At 71.5% G+C, this 24,689-nt stretch carries 19 protein-coding genes; 11 read left to right on the top strand and 8 right to left on the bottom strand.

What is annotated here, in order from left to right; all coding sequences use genetic code 11:
- Positions 1-333: 333 nt before the first annotated feature.
- The gene (locus NNJEOMEG_RS03980) at positions 334-768 is read right to left on the bottom strand and encodes an RrF2 family transcriptional regulator (protein WP_173081533.1); all 435 of its coding nucleotides are present in this window, start codon (positions 766-768) and stop codon (positions 334-336) included.
- Between the two features lie 230 nt (positions 769-998).
- On the opposite strand from NNJEOMEG_RS03980, the gene mdcA reads away from it, so the two are divergent.
- The 7 genes from mdcA to NNJEOMEG_RS04015 are packed head-to-tail and all read left to right on the top strand — an operon-like array spanning position 999 to position 7,077.
- Positions 999-2,645 carry a malonate decarboxylase subunit alpha gene (gene mdcA / locus NNJEOMEG_RS03985; protein ID WP_173081535.1) on the top strand — a complete coding sequence of 549 codons (1,647 nt, stop codon included), beginning with the start codon at positions 999-1,001 and terminating at the stop codon, positions 2,643-2,645.
- A gap of 11 nt (positions 2,646-2,656) precedes the next feature.
- Positions 2,657-2,965, top strand: a complete 309-nt coding sequence (mdcC, locus tag NNJEOMEG_RS03990) for a malonate decarboxylase acyl carrier protein (RefSeq protein WP_173081536.1) — start codon at positions 2,657-2,659, stop codon at positions 2,963-2,965.
- Between the two features lie 12 nt (positions 2,966-2,977).
- Entirely contained in the window at positions 2,978-3,874 is an 897-nt protein-coding gene (locus tag NNJEOMEG_RS03995; protein WP_173081537.1) for a biotin-independent malonate decarboxylase subunit beta, read from the top strand.
- The gene (locus NNJEOMEG_RS04000; protein WP_173081538.1) at positions 3,871-4,578 is read left to right on the top strand and encodes a biotin-independent malonate decarboxylase subunit gamma; all 708 of its coding nucleotides are present in this window, start codon (positions 3,871-3,873) and stop codon (positions 4,576-4,578) included. The genes NNJEOMEG_RS03995 and NNJEOMEG_RS04000 overlap by 4 nt, the downstream gene beginning before the upstream one ends.
- A gap of 3 nt (positions 4,579-4,581) precedes the next feature.
- Positions 4,582-5,244 carry a malonate decarboxylase holo-[acyl-carrier-protein] synthase gene (gene mdcG / locus NNJEOMEG_RS04005; protein WP_173081539.1) on the top strand — a complete coding sequence of 221 codons (663 nt, stop codon included), beginning with the start codon at positions 4,582-4,584 and terminating at the stop codon, positions 5,242-5,244.
- Positions 5,189-6,193 carry a triphosphoribosyl-dephospho-CoA synthase gene (locus NNJEOMEG_RS04010; protein ID WP_173081540.1) on the top strand — a complete coding sequence of 335 codons (1,005 nt, stop codon included), beginning with the start codon at positions 5,189-5,191 and terminating at the stop codon, positions 6,191-6,193. Before mdcG ends, NNJEOMEG_RS04010 begins: the two co-directional genes overlap by 56 nt.
- A complete protein-coding gene (locus tag NNJEOMEG_RS04015; RefSeq protein WP_173081541.1) occupies positions 6,139-7,077 on the top strand; it encodes an ACP S-malonyltransferase in 939 nt (312 codons plus the stop codon). Before NNJEOMEG_RS04010 ends, NNJEOMEG_RS04015 begins: the two co-directional genes overlap by 55 nt.
- Positions 7,078-7,140: 63 nt before the next feature.
- On the opposite strand, the gene NNJEOMEG_RS04020 is transcribed toward NNJEOMEG_RS04015, so the two are convergent.
- The 6 genes from NNJEOMEG_RS04020 to NNJEOMEG_RS04045 all read right to left on the bottom strand — a co-directional run bounded on the left by NNJEOMEG_RS04020 (position 7,141) and on the right by NNJEOMEG_RS04045 (position 17,657).
- The gene (locus NNJEOMEG_RS04020) at positions 7,141-10,275 is read right to left on the bottom strand and encodes a DEAD/DEAH box helicase (protein ID WP_235956824.1); all 3,135 of its coding nucleotides are present in this window, start codon (positions 10,273-10,275) and stop codon (positions 7,141-7,143) included.
- Positions 10,272-11,945, bottom strand: a complete 1,674-nt coding sequence (locus NNJEOMEG_RS04025) for an SGNH/GDSL hydrolase family protein (RefSeq protein WP_173081543.1) — start codon at positions 11,943-11,945, stop codon at positions 10,272-10,274. The genes NNJEOMEG_RS04020 and NNJEOMEG_RS04025 overlap by 4 nt, the downstream gene beginning before the upstream one ends.
- A 7-nt stretch (positions 11,946-11,952) precedes the next feature.
- Positions 11,953-13,326 carry a sigma-54-dependent transcriptional regulator gene (locus tag NNJEOMEG_RS04030; protein ID WP_173081545.1) on the bottom strand — a complete coding sequence of 458 codons (1,374 nt, stop codon included), beginning with the start codon at positions 13,324-13,326 and terminating at the stop codon, positions 11,953-11,955.
- Positions 13,327-13,338: 12 nt separating this feature from the next.
- Positions 13,339-14,916 (bottom strand): sensor histidine kinase, encoded by a 1,578-nt coding sequence (locus tag NNJEOMEG_RS20890; RefSeq protein WP_268885674.1) that lies wholly within the window; start codon positions 14,914-14,916, stop codon positions 13,339-13,341.
- 123 nt (positions 14,917-15,039) lie between these two features.
- Entirely contained in the window at positions 15,040-16,389 is a 1,350-nt protein-coding gene (locus NNJEOMEG_RS04040) for a phosphoglucose isomerase-related protein (protein WP_173081549.1), read from the bottom strand.
- A gap of 95 nt (positions 16,390-16,484) precedes the next feature.
- Complete coding sequence (locus tag NNJEOMEG_RS04045) at positions 16,485-17,657, bottom strand: pyridoxal phosphate-dependent aminotransferase (RefSeq protein WP_173081551.1); 1,173 nt, start codon at positions 17,655-17,657, stop codon at positions 16,485-16,487.
- Positions 17,658-17,720: 63 nt separating this feature from the next.
- On the opposite strand from NNJEOMEG_RS04045, the gene sfsA reads away from it, so the two are divergent.
- The gene (gene sfsA, locus NNJEOMEG_RS04050; protein ID WP_173081553.1) at positions 17,721-18,461 is read left to right on the top strand and encodes a DNA/RNA nuclease SfsA; all 741 of its coding nucleotides are present in this window, start codon (positions 17,721-17,723) and stop codon (positions 18,459-18,461) included.
- On the opposite strand, the gene NNJEOMEG_RS04055 is transcribed toward sfsA, so the two are convergent.
- Complete coding sequence (locus tag NNJEOMEG_RS04055) at positions 18,458-18,733, bottom strand: hypothetical protein (RefSeq protein WP_173081555.1); 276 nt, start codon at positions 18,731-18,733, stop codon at positions 18,458-18,460. The two genes, sfsA and NNJEOMEG_RS04055, sit on opposite strands and share 4 nt — an antisense overlap.
- Before the next feature lie 131 nt (positions 18,734-18,864).
- Here NNJEOMEG_RS04055 and NNJEOMEG_RS04060 point away from each other — a divergent pair, with 131 nt between their 5' ends.
- The 3 genes from NNJEOMEG_RS04060 (at position 18,865) to NNJEOMEG_RS04070 (ending at position 24,641) form a co-directional block, all read left to right on the top strand.
- A complete protein-coding gene (locus NNJEOMEG_RS04060) occupies positions 18,865-19,926 on the top strand; it encodes an AMIN domain-containing protein (RefSeq protein ID WP_173081557.1) in 1,062 nt (353 codons plus the stop codon).
- Positions 19,923-20,813, top strand: coding sequence for a DUF1134 domain-containing protein (locus NNJEOMEG_RS04065; RefSeq protein ID WP_235956825.1), 891 nt, complete (start codon positions 19,923-19,925; stop codon positions 20,811-20,813). Before NNJEOMEG_RS04060 ends, NNJEOMEG_RS04065 begins: the two co-directional genes overlap by 4 nt.
- An 84-nt stretch (positions 20,814-20,897) precedes the next feature.
- The gene (locus NNJEOMEG_RS04070) at positions 20,898-24,641 is read left to right on the top strand and encodes a response regulator (protein WP_173081559.1); all 3,744 of its coding nucleotides are present in this window, start codon (positions 20,898-20,900) and stop codon (positions 24,639-24,641) included.
- Positions 24,642-24,689: the final 48 nt, after the last annotated feature.

Genomic DNA, 24,689 nt, shown 5'->3' on the forward strand with positions numbered 1-24,689 from the left:
CCTACCTTCCGAGGAGGTGTATTGCAGAGTGCACCAATTCCTTTCTGACCAATTTGGTATGGTAATGCGGTCAGGCCGCCCCGCTACCTACGCTCAAACGACAGGAACAGGAGGGTGCGGCGGATGGTTTGCACGGACCGTGAAACGCTGGGGACCAAACAGGCCGGAGGGCCTTTCAGGCGGGATGGCCCGCGGCCCTGCCGAATACGGTCGGTGGGGAAACGACGCGGGCCGGACGCGGCTACGCCCCGGGAGAGGGCGAACCCGCCGACCCGGCGGCCCACCGCACTGGAGGGGTGGGCCGCCGGAAGAGATGCTGTAGGTGAGGGGCGATCACTCGCAACAGGGCGTTGCGTCCTCGGGGGTGCTGGCCTTGAGCAGTTCTTCGAGGGTCATGGAATCGAGGCGTTCCAGCAGGGCCTTGCTCACCTCCTGCCAGAGGCGGCTGGTGACGCAGGTCTTCAGGCGCGGGCAGCTGGTGCGCTCGGTCCAGCAGGTGACGAGGTTCAGGTCGCCCTCCAGGGCGCGCACGATCTCGCCCATGGAGATGGACGAGGGCGGCTTGGCCAGCAGATGCCCGCCCTTGGAGCCGCGCATGCTGCGGATAAGGCCGGCCTTCTTGAGAATGCGCGACAGTTTTTCCAAATATTTCACGGAAATTCCCTGGCGATGAGCGATTTCGCTCACGCGCACGGGGCCGTTGCCTCCGTTCTGGGCCAGATCGAGCAGCATGCGCGTTCCGTAACGGCTGCGGGTGGTCAGCTTCATGCGGGGGAGTCCTTGTTCGGTTGCCTGGAGCATCTGCTTGATGCTTTTGAAGAAGATTACGCTTTGTTCATCCTTCTGACAAGCCGTCGCGGCCCGGATGATCTTCGCGGTTCCCATTCGCCGCGCCGTGGGCTAGCATCGGCCGGGCAAACAGACGCGGCGCTGGCCCGCCCGACGCCCGCAAGGCCCGTCGCGCGGCGCGCGACCAACTTCCAAGCCCGGGGGCACGCATGGTCACCGACGCCCGGTTCAGCACTCGCATGCGGGCGCGCGCCCGCAAACTGGAGGCCGCGTCCGGCGTCGCCCGGGGACAGTTCGTCCCCCCAGGCGACGTGGTGCGCCTTCTGGAGGCGGTGATCGCCCCGGGAGACCGGGTCTGCATCGAGGGCGACAACCAGAAGCAGGCCGACTTCCTGGCCCAGTGCCTGGCCCGGGTGAACCCCGACCGGGTGAACGGCCTGCGCATGACCCAATCCTCGGTGATCCTCCCGGAGCACCTGGACGTCTTCGAGCGCGGCATCGCCGCCACCCTCGACTTCGCCTACGCCGGGCCCCAGGGGGAACGCCTCTTCCGCATGGTGGACGAGAAACGCCTGACCATCGGCGCCATCCACACCTATGTGGAGCTCTACGCCCGTTCCTACACCGACCTCTGCCCCGACGTGTGCCTGCTCGCCGCCGCCCAGGCCGACAGGGCCGGGAACGTCTACACCGGCTTCAGCACCGAGGAGACCCCGGCCCTCATCGAGGCCACGGCGTTCAAGGACGGGGTGTCCGTGGTGCAGGTCAACGAGGTGGTGGACAAGCTCCCCCGGGTGGACATCCCTTCGGACTGGGTGGACTTCATCGTGGAGAGCCCCAGGCCCTTCTACATCGAGCCGCTCTTCACCAAGGACCCCGCGCGCATCAGCGACGTGCAGGTGCTCATGGGCATGATGGCCATGAAGGCCATCTACGCCCGGTATCTGCCCCGGACCATCAACCACGGCGTGGGGTTCAACACGGCCGCCATCGAACTGCTCCTGCCCACCTACGGCCAGGAGCTGGGGCTCAAGGGCAGGGCCTGCCGCTTCTGGGCGCTCAACCCGCACCCCACCATGATCCCGGCCATCGAGGAGGGCTTCGCGGAGATCGTCTACCCCGTGGGCGGCGAGGTGGGCATGGAGGCCTACGTCAACAACAAGCCCGACATCTTCCCCGTCGGCCCCGGCGGAACCATGCGCTCAAACCGCTTCTTCAGCCAGATGAGCGGCCACTTCGCGGACATCTTCGTGGGCGCCACCCTTCAGATAGACACCCAGGCCAACAGCTCCACGGTAACGTCGGGGCGTCTGGTGGGCTACGGCGGCGCGCCCAACTTCGGCTGCGAGTCGCGCGGGCGCAGGCATGCCAGCCCCGCCTGGCTCGCGGCAGGCGCCGAGGGCTACGCAGGGGCCGCCATGCCCCGGGGCAGGAAGCTCGTGGTTCAGATCGTGGAAACCTTCCGCGGCAGGATGCTGCCCACCTTCGTGGAGCGGCTCGACGCCTGGGACTTCCAGGAAAAGGGCTTCTTTGAGACCCCTCCGGTGATGATCTACGGCGACGACATCACCCACATCGTCACCGAGGAGGGGGTGGCCAACCTGCTGCTGTGCCGCACGCCCCAGGAGCGCGAGCAGGCCGTGCGCGGCGTGGCCGGATTCACGCCCGTGGGCCTGGCCCGCGACAAGGCCATGGTGGACCGCCTGCGCGAGCGCAAGGCCGTGCAGTGGGCCTGCGACCTGGACATCAAGGAGAGCCGCGCCACCCGCGACATGCTGGCGGCCAGGAGCATCAAGGATCTGGTGGACTGGTCCGGCGGCCTCTACGATCCGCCCAGCCGCTTCAGGAACTGGTAGCAGGAGGCCCCATGGAACATCTGGAATTCACCCTCCCCGGCAGGACCGGCGGCCCGCGCGCCAACGAATGGGCCATCGCGGGGGTGGTCACCTCGGGCAATCTGGAGGTCCTGGCCGAGGCCATGGACCTTGGCGGAGCGTGCCGCTTCGTCATCGACACCTCCGCCAAGGGCTACCGGGACACATGGCGGGCCGTGGTGGAGGACTTCATGGCCAAGCACGCCCCGGGCGACGTGCTGTTTTCCATCAACGACTCGGCGGCCAGCCCCGCCGTGGTCGGCCTCCGGCTGGCCCAGGCGCTGGAAGCCCTCAACGGCTGAACGGAGCGGTCCATGCGCGCCACCAGACGCAGCTATTTCGAGGCCACGGCCAGGCAGCGGGTCTCGGGCATCGCGGACCCCGGGAGCTTCAAGGAAATCTGCGGCCCAACGGAGCGCCGCACAAGCCCCAGCCTGCCCTTCTTCGGGCTTCCGGCGGCCTTCGACGACGGCGTGGTGGTGGGCGACGCCCTGATCGGCGGCCGGCCCGTGTCCCTGGCCGCCCAGGAGGGCCGCTTCATGGGCGGGGCCTTTGGGGAGGTCCACGCCGCCAAGGTGGCGGGCCTGCTCCGGCGCGCCCTGCGCACCCGTCCCGAGGCCTTCGTCTTCCTGCTCGATTCGGGCGGAGTGCGCCTGCAGGAGGCCAACGCAGGGGAGATCGGCGTCACGGAGATCATGCGCGCCATCTTCGACCTGCGCCATGCGGGCGTTCCGGTGATCGGCGTGGTGGGGGGCTCCTGCGGCTCTTTCGGCGGCGCGGGGATCGTCAGCGGCTGCTGCGACACGCTCATCGCCTCGCAAGAGGGGCGCATGGGCGTCTCCGGCCCGGAGGTCATCGAAACCACCATGGGCGTGGAGGCCTTCGACTCCCGCGACAGGGCGCTGGTCTGGCGCACCACGGGCGGCAAGAACCGCCGTCTGTTCGGCGCGGTGAGCGCCCTGGTGGAGGACCACATCCCGGCCTTCCGGGAGGCCCTCCTCAAGGCCCTGGACCGCCCCGCCTCCTTCACCCTGGAAGCCCTGGCCGCCAGGCGCGCGGCGCTCAAGGCCCGGTTCGAGACGTACGGATCGGCCGGGGACGCCCTGGACATCTGGCGCGCCATGGGGTTCGACCGGCCGGAGGACGTGCCCGCCATGGACGTCCGCGATCTTGAGGCGCGGCTTGAGCCCGCGCGGGAGGAAACGCCGTGAAGCTCGACGAGGCGCTCAAAAGCCTGTTCCCGGCAGGATGCTCCGTGCGGACCGAGGGGAACGTGGTCCTGGGCGAGGCCCGCGTCGGGACGCGCGGCGAGGCCGTGGCCGCGGTTCTGGGCACCACGGACAACGCCTTCATCGGCCTGGAGGAGATCCTGGCCCTGGGCGAGGGCCTGCTGGACGTGCTGCGCGACCATCCGGGCCGCCCCGTGGTCCTGCTGGTGGACAACGCCGGGCAGCGCATGGCCCTGCGCGAGGAGCTGCTGGGACTCTTCGAATACATCGCCAACCTTGCCGCCCTGCAGGACCTGGCCCGCCGCAGGGGCCACAAGATCCTGGCTGTGGTCTACGGCAACTCCGTCGCGGGGGGCTTCATCGCCTGCGGGATGCTGGCGGACCGGATCTGCGCCCTGGCCGACGCCCGCACCTCGGTCATGAACCTGGCGTCCATCGCCCGGGTGACCCGCCTCTCCCAGGACTTCCTGGAGGAACTGAGCAAAACCCTGCCCGTGTTCGCGCCCGGGCTCCAACCTTTCTTCAAGATGGGCGGCATCCACGAAATCTGGGACGCGGACCACGCCCAGCGCCTGGAGGCCGCCCTGGCCGCCTGCTCGCCCCAGGACGAGCGGGCCGCCCTGGGCCGGGAGCGCGCCGGACGCACCCTGGCCCGGGACATCATGGACCGCGTGGCCTCGGCCTGACCCATGCGGCTCGTCGCGGCGCATCGCCATTGGTTCGCGCGGCTTGCCCCCGAAGCCTGGGCCGAAGGGCTCGTGCGCCCCGACGGATGCGCGCCCCGGAACCCGGAGCGCATCGGCCGGTGGATCGGGGCCGGGCTGCCGCTGGTGGTGCGCCGCCCCTGCCGGACGCCCGATGGGCTGCTCTGCTGCGGCCTGGCCCTGCCTCCCGGGGAGGGCGGCCTGCGGCTGCCGTACGCGGTCCATGCCCGGGCCGTCCTGGCGCTCGACCCGCCCCCCCTGCTGCGCCAGTGCCTGGAGGCCGCGCCCGCCCCCTGGCGCTCGGGCCTCGCCCGGCTCCTCCAGGTCCTGGAGGATGCGGGCCTTGCCCCGCGCGTGTTCGGCAGCCTGGCCTGGGCCGGTCTGACCGGCCTGGATTTCCTCCATGCTGGGTCCGACGTGGACCTGCTGGTGGCCGTGGACCGGCGTGAAGCGCTGGACGCCCTCGGGCGCGCGCTGGCCGACCCGGGCGGGGACGCCCCCCCGGTGGAGGCGGAGGTGCTCCTGCCGGACGGTGGAAGCTTCCAGTGGGCCGAATACGCCAGAAACACTCCCAAGGTGCTCGTCAAATCCGATGCAGTCGTCCATCTTGCCAGCCGGAACTCCCTCCTGGACTCCCTGGGGGCCTGAGGCCCCTCCCGCGCGCGTGCTGCCCGAGGCCCCGACCGGGTGCGGCCTCGCGAACGCGCGCGCGGTCGCGCCCGCAATCTGCCCCGAGGCCATCGCCCGCGCCGCCTGCGCGGCGCTCCTGCGGGAGCTTGCGACCTATCCCAAGCCCGGGCTCGTCAGCTTCCGCGACTCCGGCAGCCACCGGGACATGGACGCGGGCACGTTCCTGGCCAGCATCAAGGCCCTGCGCTCCCCGCTGCGGGAGCTGGCCCGGGCGGGTGGCCAGGGCGCGGAGCTGGCCGCGCTGCGCGCCATCGGGCTGGCGGCCGAGGCGCGCATGCTGGAGGCCACGGGAGGCGTGAACACCCACAAGGGGGCCATCTTCTGCCTGGGCCTGCTGGCGGCGGCCGCCGGAGCCCTGGCCGCCGGGGGCCGCGCCCTGGACTTCCAGGGGCTTTCGGGGCACGTCCGGACGCGGTTCGGGGAGGAGCTCGCGGCGTCGTTCCCCCTGGCGGCCCGCAGCGCCGGGGAGCGCGCCCGCAGCCTCCACGGCCTGGGCGGCGCGCGCCTGGAGGCGGCCCGGGGCTTTCCCAGCGTCGCGCGGGCCGGACTTCCGGCCCTGGACGAAGCGCTGGAGGCGGGCCTGCCCCTGGCCAGCGGGCGCGTGCACTGCTTCTTCGCGCTGCTGGAAACCGCCGAGGACACCACCCTGGTCCATCGGGGGGGCCTGCGCGGCCTGGACTACGCCAGACGCCGCGCCCGGCGTTTCAACCGGCAGGGCGGGGCCTTGGCGCGGGGCTGGGAGCAACACGCCCTGGAAATCCACCGGGCGTTCACGGCCCGCAACCTGAGCGCCGGGGGCGTGGCCGACCTGCTGGCCGCCACGCTCTTCTGCCGCTCCATGGAGACTCTCCGATGGCCGCATTCGCCGTGCTCTGCTCCGGGCAGGGCCGCCAAACCCCGAACCTGATCGCCAGGGCGTCCGGCAGCCCCGGGGCCGCGCGCCTGCTGGACGCGGTGCGCCCGCACCTGCCCGCCGGACTGCGCGAAGCCCCCGGGGACGTGGATCCGGACCTGCTGTTTCTGGACGCCATCGCCCAGCCGCTCATCTGCCTTTACCAGTTGATGGCCTGGGAGACGCTCGCGCCGTCCATGCCCCGGCCGGACCTGCTGGCGGGGTACAGCCTCGGGGAGTTCAACGCCTGCGCCCTGGCGGGGTGTTTCGCGCCAGGCCAGGCCCTGGACCTGGCGGCCCGCAGGGCGCGGGAGATGGACCAGGCGGCGGCCGGGACGCCTTCCGGGCTGATGGCCGTGCTGGGCCTGTCCCCGGAGACGGCGGCGCGCGTGGCGGGGCAATGCCGGGGGAGCCTGGCCATCGTCGTGGGGCCGGACCATGTGGTGGCCGGCGTCGGGAGGGAACGTTTCGAGGAGCTTTCCCGGGCGTTCGCCGCCGCGGGCGCGACGCGGGTGGAGCCCCTGCCCGTGCCCCTGGCCTCCCACACCCCCTTCCTGGCCCAGGCCTCGGCGCGCTTCGGGGAGGCGCTGCGCCAGACGATGCCGACCCCACCCGCCGTGCCGGTGCTCTCCGGGGTGAGCGCCGAGGCGCAGTGGGACCCAGCCCCTATCGCGCGGGCCCTGGCAGCGCAGATCAGCACCACCATCCGCTGGGACCTGTGCATGGAGACCATGCTCTCGCGCGGATGCCGGGTGTTCCTGGAACTCGGCCCCGGCAGGGACCTGTCCCACATGATACTGGCGCGCGACCCCGGCGCGGCCGCCCGCTCCCTGGATGAATTCCACGACATTTCGGCCGCCTCCGCGTGGGTGGCGAAGGAGCTCTCCAGGCAGGAATGAGCGCGCCCCCGCCGGGCGGCGGCGGGAAGCCCTTCCTCAGGACCGGCGGCGGGGCGGCCTTCCTCAGGACCGGCGCGCCGGGCCGGGAGCGGCCAGGTCCGGGAACGGGTCCGGTACGGCCTCGCTCCACGTGGCGGGGCAGCGCACCACGTTCCCGGCCTTGTTGGCGTAGAGCACGTAGCCGTGGTCGCGCCCGAAGCGCCAGAGGTCGCGCGTGACGGCCACGTCCGCCTTGCAATAGTGGATGATCTCCTCCACGCGCCCCTCCTTCCACCACTGCAGGGCCTTGAGGCCGTCGGCGGTCTTGGAGGCCCCCAGGGTGGCCCGGGCCAGGGTGTCCAGGGAGACGCGCACGCCCAGGCGCGCCTTGATGCGCTCCAGGAGGTCCAGGGTGGGCAGGCGGGAGAAGTCCAGGGAGGTGTAGCGGCGGAGCACCTCGTAGTCGAAGCGCAGGCAGTTGAAGCCCACCACGAGATCGGCCCGGGTCAGGGTCTCTACGAGCTCCTGCGCGCGCTCCTCGGTGAACGTCAGGAAATCGTCCGCCTGGGAGTCCCAGACCACGCCCACGGAGAGGCGCATGTCGCGCGCCTTGTGCCAGCCGCCCACCTCGGCGGCGGAGAGCTGGGTCTCCACGTCGAAGACCATCACCCGTCCGGGGTCGCGGGGCGGCTCGACGCGGGGAGCGCCGGGGACCTGCGCGGACCCGGCGAAGGGCGGCGCGGCGCGCGGCGCGTCCCTGCCAGAGCCGGGGCCGGATGCCCCCCCGGGCTGCGTGTCGCGGCGCGGTATCACGCCGGACGCGTCCGGCCCCACGGCGGCATCGCCCTCCTCCCGCGCGGGCGCCGCCGGTCCGACCGCCGCGAAAACCTCGCCCCTGGGGAGCGCGCCCTGCTCGGCCGCCTCGTCCTCCCGGGCGATCTCCAGGGCCGGGCGCTCCTCGGGCGCGCCGCGCAGGATGCGCTCCAACAGGAACCGGGCGGCGATCTTGTCGATGGGCCGGTTGCCGGAGCCGCACTTGGGCGAGTGCACGCAGGAGGGGCAGCCCGACTCGCACGGGCAGCCCGCGATGGCCGCCAGGGTGCGCTCCAGGAGTTCCGCGCGCCGGGCGTAGGCCTGGCGCGTGAGCCCCACGCCGCCGGGCACGCCGTCGTAGACGAACACCGCCGCGCGGCCCAGCTGGGGGTGCAGGGGCGTGGAGATGCCGCCCAGATCGTTGCGGTCGGTCATCACCAGCAGCGGCAGGATGCCGATGGCCGCGTGCTCCACGGCGTGGATGCCGCCCATGAAGTGGAAGAGCCTGCGCTCGGCCTCGTCCTGGTCCTGGCGGCCGATCTCGAACCAGAGGCCTTCGGTCTCGAAGGTGAGGGGCGGCAGGTCCAGGGGCACGATGTTCAGGAGCCGCCCCCCGCGCACCGAACGGCGCTCGTAGCCCGTGACCGTCTCCGTCACCCGGAGCCGCCCCAGGCCGACGCGCGCGCCGAAAGCGACCCCCTGCTCGCGCACCTCCAGGATCTCCGTGGACTTCTGGCCGCGCGTGCGCGTGTAGTAGTCCACCTTGCGCTCCGAGGCCACGGCCAGGCGCTCGGCCAGGGAAAGCGACTCCACCACGAAGCTCGTGCCCCGGTGGATGTACACGGCTCCGGGGTGGGTCTCGCGGAAGGCGCGGTGCTCGTCCACGTGGCCGATGGAGTGCCCCCGCGCGTCCTGGATGTGGTAGAGCCCGCCGGAGCCGCGCAGGTCCACGTCGCGGTGGGGAGCCTTGCGCGCGGCGTGGATGCGGCTGCCTTCGGCGTCCAGGAGGAGCCTGCCCTGGTCCGCCAGGGCGCGGACGCCCTCGCGCGCGGCCTGAGTCTGGAGATACGGTTCGTGGGGGCGCAGGGCGTACTCGGCGGCGGCGCACTCAAGATGGCGGGCCAGGATGGCCGGGTTGTCGGGGTTGACCACGGCGTCCTCGGGGGGCCGGTCGAAGAAATCCTCGGGGTGGCGCATGAAGTACTGGTCCAGGGCGTCCTCGCCCGCCACCAGGATCACGGCGGACTCGCCCCCGCCGCGCCCCACGCGCCCGCCGCGCTGCCAGGTGGACATTACCGTGCCCGGGTAGCCCGCCAGGATGCACAGGTCCAGGCCGCCGATGTCGATGCCCAGCTCCAGGGCCGAGGTGGAGATGACGGCCAGCAGGTCGCCCGAGGCCATGCGGGCCTCGATGTCCCGGCGCTCCTCGGGCAGGAAGCCGGAGCGGTAGGCGCTGATACGCGGGGCCATGGCCCCGGCCTTCTCGGCAGCCCACAGGGCCACCAGCTCGGTCATCTTGCGCGACTGGCAATAGACGATGGTGCGCAAGCCCCTCGCCAGGGCGGCCTTGAGGAGCATTATGGCCGTGCGCGCCGCGCCCTCCAGGGGGTTGACGAAGAGCACGTGCCGCCTGCCCGTTGGCGCGCCCGAGCGCGAGACCACCTCCACGGGCAGTCCCGAGAGGGCCTGGGCCAGCTCGCCGGGGTTGCCGATGGTGGCCGAGGAGAACAGGTGCGCGGGGCGCGCGCCGAAGCGCTCGCAGACGCGGCCCAGGCGGCGCAGCACGTGGGCCATGTGGGAGCCCATGACGCCCCGGTAGGCGTGCATTTCGTCCACCACCACGAAGTTGAGCCCGGCCAGGAAGGTGGTCCAGGTCTCGTGGTGGGGCAGGATGGCCAGATGGAGCATCTCGGGGTTGGTGATGAGCACGTGGGGCGGGTCCAGGCGGAGCTTGCGCCGGGCGTATGCGGTGGTGTCGCCGTCGTAGACCGCCGCGCGGGGCCTGGCCGAGGCGGGCAGGCTTCCGGTGAGGCGCTCGAAGGCCTTGAGCTGGTCCTGGGCCAGGGCCTTGAGGGGGAAGACGAAGAGCGCGCGGGAGGAGGGATCGGCCAGGAAGCGTTCCAGCACGGGCAGGGAGTACGTGAGGGTCTTGCCCGAAGCCGTGGGCGTGGCCGAGGCCACGTTGCGCCCGCCCAGGGCCAGGGAACAGGCCAGGGCCTGATGGCTGTAGAGGCGCGCGATGCCCCGCGCGGCCAGGATCTCGCGCAGGGCCGGGGAGAAGGGGCGCACGGGCTCGCCGTATTCGGCCGGGGCGGGCTCCAGCGTGCGGTGGCAGCAGATGCGGTCCTTGAGACGCTCGGAGGCCTTGAGGGCCGCCACGTACTCGGCCACGCCGCCGGGAATCACGGGGTCGCCGGGAAGGCCGTGACCCAGAACGCGCGGCTGCCGTCGCCCTGGCTCCCGGAGCGTTCGGTGTAGAGCCGGGCCTTGCCCGCCAGGGCGACGCGCAGGAAGAAGCGGGAGGCGCTGGCCTCGCGCACGCGCCGGTCGAGCACGCTGAAGGTTTCATAGCCCTCGGGGCGCTCCAGGGCCTCGCCCGTGCGGCGCAGCAGGGGCTCCCAGGCCTGTCCGTCCAGGGAGAAGTCCACGCCCAGTGCCGATTCCGCGCCGCGCTCCAGGCGCGCGGGCAGGCGGACCTCCACGCGGCCCACGGGGCCCTGCGCGGCGCACTCCAGCACCAGTTCCCCCTGGCGGGCCTGCACGGCCCCCAGCCAGTCGATGGCCACCGAGCCCTCGGCCATGCTCTCCAGGCCCCGGGAGGAGACCGCCCACACATGGAGCGCCGCGCCGGGCTCCGCCTTCACTGCCCCGCCCGGGGCCACGGCCAGCCGCGCGCCCTGGGGCCGGGCCATGGCGTCCATGGGGTCGCCCGGGGCCACGGCCAGCAGGGGCGCGCCCTCGGGGGTGGCCGCCAGGCGCAGCCTGTCGGCCACGGCCAGGGCCACGAGCTGGTTGCCCTCGGGGGAGCAGTGGCCGTCGCGCGGGGTCAGGTAGGGGTGCACGCCCCGCACGAAGAGCGAGCGCCGGAAGGGTTCGAGCATGTCCACGGCGGGCAGGCCCATGGCGTTCACGGCCGGGGCCAGCTCCTGGCGGGCGGCGTAGAGGCGGCCCTCCACCTCCATCAGGTCCGGCACGGCCAGGAAGACGAGCCTGGCCCCGAAGTGCTCCGTGAAGCGGCGCATGCCCTCCAGGGCCGCGCGGTAGGCGCTCCAGACGCGGGCCAGCTCCTGCCCGGAGGCGGGGCCGAGGATGTCCCGGGCGTTTTCGCTGCGGGCCTTCTCGTAGTCCGTGGCCTTGAAGCGGAAGGGGTCGAGCCCGGGGTTGGTCTTGTGCTCGCCGCTGGTCATCTGGGGGGGGCTGCTCACGGCCCTGGCCCCGGTGCGGAAGAGGAAGCCGATGTTGGCCGCCGCCTGGTAGACCCGCGACCAGGAGAACCAGCGCGAGAGGAGCCCCCGGGCGGTGTAGACCGGATCGTTGGCCAGGCCCTCGCGGAAAAGCACGTCGCGGGTGTGGTCGTGGATGTCGTTGGGGAAGAACTGGAGCACCACCACGTCGGGCATGAGGGCCGCGCCTTTCGTGAGGTAGTAGTCCATGGCGTCGAGGATGCCGAAGATGGGGATGCCGGCGTTGACCACCTCGAACTTCTGGCCCGGGTAGCGGCGTTCCAGCTCGCGGCGCAGCAGTTCGGGGTAGGTGTGCTCGTCGTCCACGCCGTAGCCGTAGGTGAAGGAGTCGCCCAGGCAGAGCACGCGCAGCACGCCCTCGGGCTTGGACGAGGAGTAGTCCGCCAGGCCCCGGGAGCCCTGGTTGTTGGCCGTTACGCGGTAGGGCAGCGCGGGGACGGTGCGGTCCACCACGCGCAGGTGGGGCTCCAGGTCGCCGTGCACGCCCGCGAAGTAGCGGGGCACGGCCGCGCCGGAGGGCACGCGGCCGGTGAGGCGCAGAACGCCCTCCGCGCCCGCGAAGCAGAGCGCCGTGAACGCCAGAAGGTAGAAGCCGTACCAGACGGGACGCATGGTCGGACTAGTGCCCCGCGATGTTGTACTTCTTGAGCTTGTACTGCAGCAGGCTCTTGGAGACGCCCAGCATCTCGGCGGCCTTCACCTGCACGAAGTCGACCCGGGCCAGGGCGCGGCGCACCAGGGCGGCCTCGATGCGCTCCAGGGTCTCGCCCAGGTTGATCTGCACGGGCAGGAGGTCCACGGCGGACTTGTACTGCGTCTCCTCGTCGCGCACCTCGGCAGGCAGCTCCTCCACGCCGATGAGTTCTCCCGAGGCCAGCACCACGCAGCGCTCCACCACGTTCTGGAGCTGGCGCACGTTGCCGGGCCACTCGTAGCCCGTGAGGGCGTCCACGGCCTCGGTGGCGAAACCCTGGACGTTCTTGGCGTTCTCCTCGGCGTATTTGCGCAGGAAGTGGACGGCCAGCAGGGGCACGTCCTCGCGGCGTTCGCGCAGGGCGGGCATTTGTATGGAGACCACGTTGAGGCGGTAGAAGAGGTCTTCCCGGAAGGTTCCGGCCTTCACGGCCTCGGTGAGGTTTTTGTTGGTGGCGGCCACCACGCGGATGTCCGCCTCCACGGTCTGCGTCCCGCCCACGCGCTCGAAGGAGCGCTCCTGGAGCACGCGCAGGAGCTTCACCTGGATGTCGGCGGAGAGTTCGCCGATCTCGTCGAGGAAGAGCGTGCCTCCCTGGGCGGCCTCGAAGCGGCCCCTGCGCTTGGCCACGGCCCCGGTGAAGGAGCCCTTCTCGTGGCCGAAGAGTTCGCTCTCCAGGATGCCCGGGTTCAGGGCCATGCAGTTCACGGAGACGAAGGGCTGGTCCTTGCGGGGCGAGGCGAAGTGGATGGCCTTGGCGATGAGCTCCTTGCCCGTGCCCGACTCGCCCGTGATGAGCACCGTGGAGCGAGAGGGCGCGGCGCGCTCCACCAGCTCCAGCACCTGGCCCATGGCCTTGGAGCGCCCGATGATCTGGTGCACGGCGAAGCGTTCTTCCAGGGTCTGGCGCAGGAGGATGTTCTCGCGCTGGGCGCGGGCGAACTGGGCGGCCTTGCCCACGGTGAGCAGCAGCTCGTCGTTGGAGAAGGGCTTGGTGACGTAGTCGAAGGCCCCCACGCGCATGGCCTCCACCGCGCCCTCGATGGAGCCGAAGGCGGTCATGATGATCACGGGCACGTGGGGGTAGGAGCGCTTCACGCGCTCCAGCACTTCCTGGCCGGTCACCTTGGGCATCTTCATGTCCGTGATGACCACGTCCACCTCGGATTCCTCAAGGTAGGCCAGGCCCATCTCCGGGTCGTCCAGGGCGGTGACGGCGTAGCCGGCGTCGGCCAGGAGGGCTTCGAGGATGAGCAGGTAGTTGCGCTCGTCGTCGAGGATGAGGACTTGGGTTGCCATGGCCCGGAGATACTAGGGCCTGGGGAAGAGGATGTCCACCCTGGCCCCGCCCTCGGGGTTGTCGCCCAGGCGCAGCTCGGCCCCGTGGCTGCGCAGGATGCTGGCGGTGATGGCCAGGCCCAGGCCCGTTCCCTGGGGCTTGGTGGTGAAGAAGGGGTCCAGGAGCTTGTCGCGGATGGCGGGGGGGATGCCCGGCCCCGTGTCCGTGACGCGCAGGCGGATGCGCCCGCCCTCCTCGCCGGACTCCACCACGATCTGGCCGCGCAGGGTTTCGGGGCCGTCGCCTTCCGGGTTCTGGGCGCAGGCCTGTCCGGGCTCCTGGGCCATGGCCTCCAGGGCGTTGGCCAGGATGTTGTAGAGGGCGCGGTAGAGCAGGTCCTTGTCGCCGGGCACCATGACGCCGGGCTCGCAGGCGCGCACCACCTCCACGCCCTGGGCGCGGCACTTCTGCTCCAGAAAGGCCAGGCACTGGTCGAGCACGGCGCAGAGGTCCACGGGTTCGAGCTTGAGGGCCTTGGGCCGGGCGTAGTCCAGGAAGTCGCCCACGGTCTTGGAGAGGCGCACGGCCTCCTCGTGGATGGCGGCCAGGATCTTGGCGGTGAGGGGGTCCTTGTCCTTGGCGCGCGCCAGCAGCAGCTCGGAACTGGAGCGGATGATGCCCAGGGGGTTGCGGATCTCGTGGGCGATGCCCGCCACCATGCGGCCCATGCTCACGAGCTTCTCGTTCTGCAGGGCCTCGCGTTCGTACTCCTCCTTTTCGCGCATGCGCTGGGCGCCCAGGCGGTCGGCGCGGTGGATGAGCATGCGCAGCACGAAGAAGAGCACCAGGGAGGAGCCCAGGGCCGAGAGGGTGATCAGGCGCTGGAAGGTGACGAGCTTGCGGTAGTCGGCGGTGATGTCCAGGGTGAACTCCAGCCCGCCGATGACGCCCTCCACCTCCACGAGGCTGCCGCCGGGGGCCTCCCCTGGCGAGGGGGGCTCGCCCTGCTCCTGGGCCTGCTCCTGGCCCTGGGCGGGCGGCTGGTCGGCCACGGGCACGAAGCCCTTGATGCGCAGCGGCCCGCGCGTGCGCATCACCACGGAGTTGGGCGCGATCTCCGCCGAGAAGAAGGCCCCCAGCGCGCCGGTCTGGTAGATGAACTCGTAGGCGTACTTCTCCTGGTCCATGGCCTGGGCCAGGGCCTCTCCGCCCAGGCCCTCGCGGCCCAGGAGGGCGCGGTCCTGGGCGTAGACCACCACGCCCGAGAGGTCGTAGAGGCGCACGTCGCGGGCCGGGGACTCGTCCATGGCCCCTTTGATCACCTCGTCCAGGCGCTTGTACTGCTCAGGGTTGGAGAGGTCCGGGCGGCCGAACACCCAGAAGTTGGGAATGTAGAAGCGTTTGGACACCGCCGCGTTGAGCGTGGCGGCCAGGAGCTGCGCGAAGTCGTGCTGCTTTTCCAGGAGCACGTCGCGGGCCTGGTTGGCCAGGAAGAGCGAGAGGAAGAGGCTCGAAAGCAGCGTGAGCGCGAGCGTGCCCCAGGAGACGAACTTGAGCAGCCCGAAGGAAGCGCCCGGGCGGCCGCCCTGGGCTGCGTCAGCGGGCGTCACGGGGCCTCGCGGAGGGGATGGCGCGGTCCCGGGGCGTGGCCCGGCGTCGCCGCGAAAGCCCCCGGCGGGCCGCATGGCCCGCCGGGGACGGCGCATCGTGCTGGGTCGGAAAGGCCACGCTCCCTAGAACCCCGTGGTCCGGCGCTGGGCCGAGAGGAACTGGGCCAGATCGGCCTTTTCCTTGGCCAGGCCGTCGGCCCCGAGGCGGGCCTTGGCCAGGCGCTTGCCCAGCTCCACGGCGGGCTGGTCCAGGGGGTCGATGGAGAGCAGCCACCCGGTGAAGAGGGTGGAGAGCTCCAGGAGGGCCATGAGGCGGCCGCACTCGTGCTCGGTGCAGCTAGCGAGGCTGGCCTCCACCAGGGGGATGCCGCGCTGGGTCATGGCCATGCGCGAGCCAAGGGCCTCGGCCGGGAGCAGCTCGCCAAGCATCTTGCCGCGCAGGAAGCCGAACTCGGCGGGGAGGTCGTCGGGGAAGGCCGTGCCGGGGTCTTCCTCGCGGCTGGTGATGAACAGGCAGCCCTTGTCGCGAGGGCCGTCCAGGAACATCTGCTGCAGGGAGTGCTGGTCGGTGACGCCCACGGCGGGCAGGGGCATGGAGCCCTTGCCTTCCTTGCCCAGGCTTTCGGCCCAGAGCTGGCCGAACCAGGCCCCCAGGGTGGCCAGGCGCGGCACGTAGCAGAAGAAGATGAGCTGGGTGAAGCCCGAATCGATGATGGACCAGTTCCAGCAGGCCAGCTCCCAGGCGGGGTGCGCGGCGAGGATCTTGGGCGAGAGGATGGTCTCGGTGAGGGGCTTGGTGACGGAGAGCGCGCCCTCCACCAGGGCCTCGCAGTCGATGCCCAGGAAGGCGGCAGGGATGAGCCCCACGGCCGAAAGCACCGAGTAGCGCCCGCCCATGTAGGTGGGCACGGGCAGGGTGGTGAAGCCGTGGCGCGCCGACTCCTTGCGGAAGAAGCCGTCCTCGCCGGTGACCATGATCAGGTGGTCCTTCCAGGAGTCGCCCAGGGCTTCCCTGAGCCAGCGGCAGGCCAGGAAGTACTGGCTGGCGGTCTCGATGGTGCCGCCGGACTTGCTCACGGCCACCACCACGGTCTCGGCGGGGTCGAGCTTGGTGAAGTAGGCCATGAGCGAGCCCGAGTCCACGTTGTCGGCGATCCAGAGCCAGGGTCCCTGGTGTCCGGGCAGGTCCTGGCCCGGGGCGAAGGCCTTCTGGAGGGCGCGCGCGCCCAGGGCGGAGCCGCCGATGCCCAGGAGCAGCATGTGCTTGAAGCCCTTCAGGCGCGGGGCCAGGGCGGCCAGGTCGCGCTTGAGGGCGGGCCAGTGGGGCAGGTTGATGAAGGGCAGCCTGCCGCCTTCCGGCCCGGAGAGGTCGGCGGCGAGGCGTTCCACGAAGGCCCCCAGCCGGGCCTGTCCGGCGCTGGGGGAGACCTTTTCGGGGTAGGCGCTGGTCCAGTCGAGCACGTTGTCGGACATGCGGGGGCTCCTTGTCGGTTCGTGTGGGTCCGCCTTGGCGGGCGGACGCTTCGGGCGTCGTACCACCCTTGGGCGAAGATGTCTCGCCCGGCGCGTTACCCTTTGAGCACTTTGCCCACGGCCTCCAGGGCCTTGAGCAGCGTCTCGTCGGAGACGGCGTAGGAGAAGCGCAGGCAGCGGTCGTCGCCGAAGGCGGAGCCGGGCACCAGGGCCACCAGGGCCTCTTCCAGGATGCGCTTGCAGAGGCTGGCCGAGTCCGGGGTCTGGGCGTTGAAGCGCGCGCTCACGTCGGGGAAGAGGTAGAACGCGCCGCCGGGGTTGGGGCACTTCACGCCCTCCCAGGAGGAGACGATCTCCATGGCCAGGTTGCGGCGGCGCTCGAAGCCCTGGCGCATCTGCTCCACGCAGTCGAAGCTGCCGGTGAGCGCGGCCACGGCCCCCTTCTGGGCGAAGGAGCACACGTTGGACGTGGACTGCCCCTGGATCTTGGACTGGGCCTTGATCAGATCCGGGTGGGCCACGCAGTAGCCGATGCGCCAGCCCGTCATGGCGAAGCTCTTGGCCAGGCCGTTGACCACGGCCACCTTTTCGGGGTGGCGCTCCCACCAGTGCACCACGGAGAGGCGCTCGGCGGGCGGGTAGACCAGCTGGTCGTAGATTTCGTCGGAGATCACGAAGATGCCGCGCCCCACGGCCCATTCCATGATGGCGTCCAGCTGGGCCTTGGAGTAGCAGCAGCCGGTGGGGTTGGAGGGCGAGTTGAGCACCAGCGCGCGGGTGAGCGGCGTGCGGGCCTTCTCCAGGGCCTCCACGGAGACGAGGAAGTCGTCCTCGGGCTCGGTGGGCACGGCCACGGGCTCGCCGCCCGCCAGGAGCACCATGTCGGGGTAGCTCACCCAGTAGGGGGCGGGGATGAGCACCTGCTCGCCGGGGTTGAGCAGCGCCGTGAAAAGATTGTAGAGCACCTGCTTGCCGCCGTTGGAGACGATGACGGCCTCGCGCGGCGGGGTGACGCCGTAAAAACGCCCGAAGTAGCCGCCCACGGCGTCGCGCAGCTCGGGGATGCCGGGCACGGGGGTGTAGCGGGTGAAGTTGTCGTCCAGGGCCTGCCGGGCGGCCTGTTTGACGTGCTCGGGCGTGGGGGAGTCGGGCTCGCCCACGGCCAGGCTGATCACTGGCTTGCCCTGGGCCTTGAGTTCCTGGGCCTTGGCGTTGATGGCCAACGTCGCCGACGGCTGGATGCGGGAGAGCTTCAGGGAAATGCGCATGAGGGTCTCGCTGCTGGTTGGATGTGACGGGCGCGGGATGCCTTCGGGACAGTAGAGAAAAAAATGGAAACAGTAAATTCTTCGGCGCATCCCGGCCCCGTTCTCCTGCCGCTTTCCGGTCCGGCGCGGGTGGCCCGGCTCGTGGGGCGCAGGGCGCGCTTCCTCATGGACCTTGAAGACGGCGCGGGGGAACGCTTCACCGCCCACACCAACAACACCGGGACCATGCTGGGGCTTCTGCGCCCCGGCGCGCAGGTGCTCGCCACGCGGCGCGACACGCCCGGGCGCAAGCTGCCCTGGAGCGTGGAGGCCGTGCGGCCGGGCGCTTTCTGGGTGGGCGTGGACACCTCCGTGCCCACCCGGGCGCTGCGGGCCGCCTGGGCGGCCGGGCTTCTGCCCGAGACGGCCGGATACGAGACCTTCAAGGCGGAGCCGCGCTTCGAGGGCGGCCGCCTGGACGCCCTGCTGGAAGGACCGGCCGGGCCGCTCTGGGTGGAAACCAAGAACGTGACCCTGGTGGAGGACTGCCAGGCCCAGTTCCCGGACGCGCCCTCCGAGCGCGCCCGCAAGCACCTGACGGAGCTTTCGCGCCTGGCCCGCAAGGGGGAGCGCGCGGCGCTCTTCTTCTGCGTGCAGCGCCCGGACGCGCGGTGCTTCGGCCCGGCCTGGGCCGTGGACGAGGCCTACGGCCGGGAGTTCCACCAGGCCCTGGAGGCCGGCGTGGAGGCCTGGGCGTACGTTCTGGACGTGGGGGAGGACGGGTATCGCCTGGGCGGAAGGCTGGCGGTGGGGGGCGCGCCCTAGCCCTCGGCCTCGTGGTGCTCGCCGGGCTCGCCCTTCCTGAGCTTCTCCCCGTACTTCACCCGGGCCTCCCAGACCTTGTGGCCCACGCGCCGCCCCAGGTCGGCCTGGCGCGCCTTGAGGAGGGCCTCGGCGGCCTCGCGGTTGCCCTGGGACTTGAGCAACGTGGCGCTCTCCAGGTCTCGCAGGTATTTGGCGCACTCGTGCACCAGCCCCGTCAGGTCCAGTTCGTCGAGTTCCGCCGGGACGCGGACGCTTCGCACGCGGCGTTGCATGGCTTGCTCCTCCGTTGGATGAATCGTATTACGATACGTCACGCGAAAGGGCAAGGATTCCAGGACGCGCGCACCCCGCCGGGCCTTGCCCACCCCGCGCCATCAATGATACCGCCTGCAGAGGAGACGCGATGGCCCTGACACGCAACGACAAGCTGCTCATTCTGGGCGCGGTGATCCTGGCCGCCGTGGTGGTTGGCGGACTCGCCTGGTGGCGCGCCTCCTCCCAGGAGGCCCCCGCGCCCGTGCAGGAGGCGGCCCCGGCGCAACCTGCCCCGGCCCCCCAGCCCCAGGAGCCCCCCGCGCCCGAGCGCAAGGTGGCCTTGCCGCCCCAGGCCCCGGCCCCCGTGGTGGCCCCCCTGACCCCGCCCGCCGCGCCGGACAGATCCCTGGACACCATCTTCGCGGAGAAGCCCCAGCCCGAGCCGGAGCCTCTCCCGGCGCTTCTTCCGCCGCCGCCCCCGCCGCCTCCGGCCGAGCCCCCCAAGGCCCAGCCGGAACCGGCTCCCAAGCCCGAAATGCCCGCCGAGCGCCGCGCGAGGCAGGCCCTGGAGCGCAAGGCTCAGGCCGACGCCAAACAGGCCGAGGCCTCGGCCCGCAAGTCCCGCGAGGAAACCCTGCGCCGCGCCCAGGAAGAGTTGCGCAAGGCCGAGACCGACCTCAAGCGCGCCCAGGAGCGCCTGAAAAAGGAACAGGACAAGGCCCGCCCCGCCCAGCAGGGCCAGGCCCAGGAACCCCAGGCCCAGCAGACCCCGCCCCAGCCCGCTCCGGCGGCCCCCCAGGCCCCGGCCGCGCCCCAGGCCCAGCAGCAGGCCCCGGCCAAGGCCCCCGAGGCCAAGCCCAAACCCGAGCCCGAACGCCGCGTGGTGGACAAGCTTTCCGTGTTCGAGTCGCCCGAGGAGATCGTCTTCACCCTGCACGGCGCGCACACCCAGGCCAAGGCCGAGGCCATGCTCCTGGGAACGCCCTCCCGGCTGGTGATCGACCTGCCGGGACAATGGACCTACCAGCGCCCCGAAAAGCCCGCGGGCGGCCAGGTGCAGGCCATCCGCCTGGGCAGGCACCCGGACAAGCTGCGCATCGTCCTCGACCTGGCCCACCCGCCCAAGGGCGGCAAACGCCCTGCCGTGGAGAAAACCGCCGACGGCCTGACCATCAGGCTGGGCAAAGGACCCAACGGAGGAACGCCTTGAACAAGACGGCCCCCCTGCTCATTCTCGCGCTGGCCCTGACCCTCTGGGCCGCGGACGCCCCGGCCCTCCAGGAGCGCACGCTCACCGACGAGCCCACCGTGGAGAAGCCCCAGGCCCCGGCGCTCAAGGACCCCGCGCCCGCGCCCAAATCCGCGCCCGCGCCTGCCCCGGCCCCCGAGGCCAAGCCCGCGGCGGACGGCAAATCCCCCTTCAACTCCCAGGCCCCGGCCGTGGAGAAATACCCGCCCCCGCCCGCCTCCTACGGCAAGGGCTCCGGCGGCGCTCCCGGCGGCACCTGGACCCCCGGCGGCCAGCCTCCGGCCGCCGAGACCCCGGCCGAGCCCCCCGCTTCGGGCCAGGGCTCCGGGAGCCGCATCTTCGACATGCCCGAGGCCCGGCAGGTGACCACCTACTCCCGCAAGGAGGTGGACGAGCAGGTCATGGGCTTCTTCGAGGGCGGGGCCAGGGGCCTGGCCGACCTGATCTCCCGGGCCTTCGAGAAATACGGCGAGCCCACGGGCTTCATCAAAGGCAGCGAGGGCGCCGGCGCGCTGGTGGTGGGCTTCCGCTACGGCGAGGGCTGGCTCTACCTCAAGAACGGCCAGAAGGCCTACGTCTACTGGCAGAGCCCCTCCGTGGGGCTGGACCTGGGCGTCAACGCCTCCAAGGTGTTCTGCATGGTCTACGGCATGACCAGCGTCGACCAGATCTACCAACGATTCCCCAGCGTGGACGGCAGCGCCTACGTGGTGGGCGGCTTCGGCATGAACTACCAGCGCTCCTCCCCGGTGGTGCTGGCCCCCATCCGCTTCGGCGTGGGGCTGCGCCTGGGGGCCAACCTGGGCTACATGCACTTCACCAAGGAACGCACCATCAACCCGTTCTGATCCCCCGGCGGCGCGGCCCCTGTCGCGCCGCCGCCCCCCTGCCCGCCCCGAGCGGGCGCTCAGGACAGCAGGAACTCAAGCGTCATGATCGGCAAGGTAATCAAGGTGCTGGTCGTCACCGGCTTGCCGGACAGGGCCAGGGAACTGGCCGATGTGCTGCGGCGCGCGGGGGCCCCACTCCCGGCAACGGCCGCTAACCTCCAAGAGGCCCTGGACCGCGTGCTGCGCGACCCGCCCGGCGTGGCGCTCCTCGACCTCGACGATCCCTCCCTCGACGCCGCCCAGGCCTGCCGCGCCCTCAAGAACGGCCCGGGGATTGCCGTGGTGTGCGCCACGGCCCGCACCGACGCCCAGGCCCTGCGCGCCCTGGCCCAGGCCGATCCCGACGGGACGCTCCTCCTGCCCCAGGACCCCCGGCACACCCGCGCCGTGCTGGAGCTGGCCATCCTGCGCCACGCCGCCCCGCCCGGCCCCCCGTGCGACCCCGCCCCCCTGGAGGACGCCCTGCGCCGCCTCTCCCGCGAGATGAAGGAGCGCCGACGCGCCGAGGAGGCCCTGCGCCAGGCCGAGGAGCGCTACCGCACCATCGCCGACTTCACCCACGACTGGGAGTACTGGCAGTTCCCCGACGGCTCCCTGGCCTACGTCTCCCCCTCCTGCGAGCACATCACCGGCCGCTCGCCGGGGGCCTTCATGGCCAACCCGTCGCTGCTGGAAGCCATCATCCTGGAGGAAGATCTCCCCTCCTGGTACGCCCACCGCGACCACGTGCGCGCCGACCAGTCCTGCGGCAGGGCGCGCTTCCGCATCCGCCACGCGGACGGCTCCGTGCGCTGGATCGGACACGTCTGCCAGCCCGTCACCGGCAAGGACGGCCGCTTCGCGGGCACCAGGGCGAGCAACCGCGACATCACCCCCGAGGTGCGCGCCCTGGAGGAACTGCGCCGCCTGGAGGCCTGGCACAGGCTGCTCCTGGAAGCGCTGCCCGCCCCCATCTCGGTCACCACGCGCGAGGAGGGGAACGTCCTCTACATGAACCGCGCCTGCCGAGACCTCCTGGCTGTCCCCGCGCCGGACGCGAACCTCCGCATGTCGGTGAACTTCTACAAGAACCCCGAGGACCGCGCGGAACTCATCGCCACCCTGGAGCGCCACGGCAGCGTACGCCGCGAGGTGGAGATGGTCTCGGGCGACGGGCGCGTCTTCTGGGCGCTCATCTCGGCCGTGTTTTTGGATTACGGGGCCACGCGCGCCGTGTTCGCCGTCCTGCTCGACGACACCGAGCGCCGTCTGGCCCAAGAGGGCCTGCGCGAATCGCGCGACATCTTCTCCACGTTCATGGACCAGATCCCCGCCGTGGTCTTCCTCCAGGACCAGGACACCCGCGCGCAATTCATCAACCGCCACTTCCGCGACATGCTGGGCCCCGAGACGGACTGGAACGGCAAGACGCCCCAGGAGCTCTTCCCCGGCGAACTCGGCGAGGCCATGGCCCGCGACACCCGCGAAGCCCTGGCCGGCCGGGTGGTCGTTCGCGACGAACGCATCGGCGGCCGCGCCGGCGCCTCCCTGTGGCGCACCACCAAGTTCCCCATACTGCGCGAGGGCAAGGCCCCCCTTGCGGGCGGACTGGCCTGGGACGTGAGCGAACCCGCCGCCCTGAGCACCCTCGGCCGCGCCGTCAACCAGGCCGTCACCCTGGATGAGACCGCTCGGACAGCTGTGGAATCCGTGGCCGAACTGCTCAGCATGGACCTCGCCGTGCTCTACCTCCTGGACGGAGACCTGCTCCAGGCCCAGGCCCTCCAGACCAGCCTGCCCGGCTACTCCGATCCGGCCGCCTTGACCCACGCCCTCGGCGACTGCCTCTGCGGCCAGGCCGCCCAGGAACGCCACTCCCTCTTCTCGCGCGACATCCACGGCGACCGGCGCTTCACCCGCAAAGCCTGCACGCGCGGAGGGATCACCTCCTTCGCGGCCCTGCCCCTCTGGGTGGGCAGCGAACTCATAGGCGTGCTGGGCCTGGGCAGCGTGCGCCCACGCGACATGGAGGCCCGGGCCGAGCACCTGGAGTCCATGGCCTACGTGGTCTCTCTGGGCGTGCACAAGGCCCGGCTCTACGAAGAAGTGGCCCGCCAGGCCCGCGACCTGGACCTCAAGGTGGCCGAACGCACCGAGGAACTGCGCGTCACCAACCGCCAGCTGGAGCTTTACTCGGCGCGCGCCCAGGAGCTGGCCGCGCGCTCCGCCGCGGCAAGCCGCGCCAAAAGCGAATTCCTGGCCAAAATGAGCCACGAAATCCGCACCCCCATGAACGCAGTGGTGAACATGACCCGCCTCGTGCTCGATTCACCGCTCTCCCCCGAACAGCGCGAACGCCTGGACATGGTGGACCGCGCCTCCCATCACCTGCTGGGCATCATCGACGACATCCTCGACTTCTCCCGCATCGAGGCCGGGCACCTGATTCTGGCCAGCGAGCCCTTCGAGACCGCCCCGCTGCTGCACGCCTGCCTGGAGCCCTTCGAGCGCCAGGCCGCCCAGAAGGGCGTGTCCCTGGACGTCCGGCTGCACCCGGAGCTCCCCCGCGCGGCCAAGGGCGACCCGGGCCGCCTGCGCCAGATCCTCACCAACCTGGTGGGCAACGCCGTGAAATTCACCGCCTCGGGCAGCGTGACCCTCTCGGCCGAGGCCTGCCCCCTGCCCGGCGGCGACGATTTCGAGCTGCGCGCGCGGGTGACCGACACGGGCATCGGCATCTCCCCGGAGCTGCAGGAGCGCATCTTCGACCTCTTCCGCCAGGCCGACGACTCCACCAGCCGCAAACACGGCGGCACGGGCCTCGGACTCTCCATCGCGCGCCAGCTTGCGGAGATGATGGGCGGGAGCGTGTCCGTGCGCAGCGAGGAGGGCCGGGGCAGCGAGTTCACCGTGCGCCTGCCGCTGGGCGTCTGCGGCCCGGGCGAGAGGACCGTCCCCGCCACTGCGTCGCGGAAGGCCCTGCGCCCCCTGCCGCGACTGCGCGTCCTGGTGGTGGAGGACAACGAAGAGAACAAGAAGGTGGCCAAGGCCCTGCTGGAGAAACTGGGCCAGCGCACGGACATCGCCGGAGGCGGCGTCGAGGCCCTGGAGCGCCTGCGCCGCGAACCCTTCGACGTGGTGTTCATGGACGTTGAAATGCCCGGCATGGACGGACTGGAGGCCACACGGCGCATCCGCGCCGGGGAGGCCGGAGAGCCCGCGGCGGGCGTGCGCATCCTGGCCATGACGGCCCACGCCGTCTCGGGCTACCGGGAGATGTGTCTCGAAGCGGGCATGGACGGCTACCTCACCAAGCCCCTGGACCTCTCCCGGCTGGAGCAGGCCCTTGCCCAGGCGGCCGCCGCGCAGGGGCGGCGGACGTCCGGCCCGGCTCCGGAGCAGCCCGCGCAACCGATCCCGGAACCTGTCTCGCACGCGCCCCTGCCGGAAGCCGCCTTCGCACGGCTCCCAACCCTTGACCGCCAGGAGGCCCTGAGCCGCCTGGAGGACGAAGACCTCTTCCGGGAGGTGGCCCAGGTGCTGGTGGACGGCTTCGCGGAGCGGCTGGCCGCTCTGCGCGACCACCTCTCCTGCGGCCGCTCGACGGAGCTGGCCCTGGCGGCCCACGCCCTGAAGGGCGCGCTGGCCACCGTGGGCGCGGCGCGCTCGGCGGACCTTGCGCGGAGACTGGAGGAGGCCGCGCGGGGCAACACGCTGGAACAGGCCCCCTTTCTGGTCGAGGAGCTGGCCCAAGACTTCAAGGCTCTGTGCAGGCAGCTCGCGCCGGACGGCGTGAAAGCGCCCTGAAGTGCACTTTTCGCGTCGGCCTCTGAAAAAGTAGTTGCCAAGAGTCCG

Source organism: Fundidesulfovibrio magnetotacticus (assembly GCF_013019105.1).
GTDB lineage: Bacteria > Desulfobacterota > Desulfovibrionia > Desulfovibrionales > Desulfovibrionaceae > Fundidesulfovibrio > Fundidesulfovibrio magnetotacticus.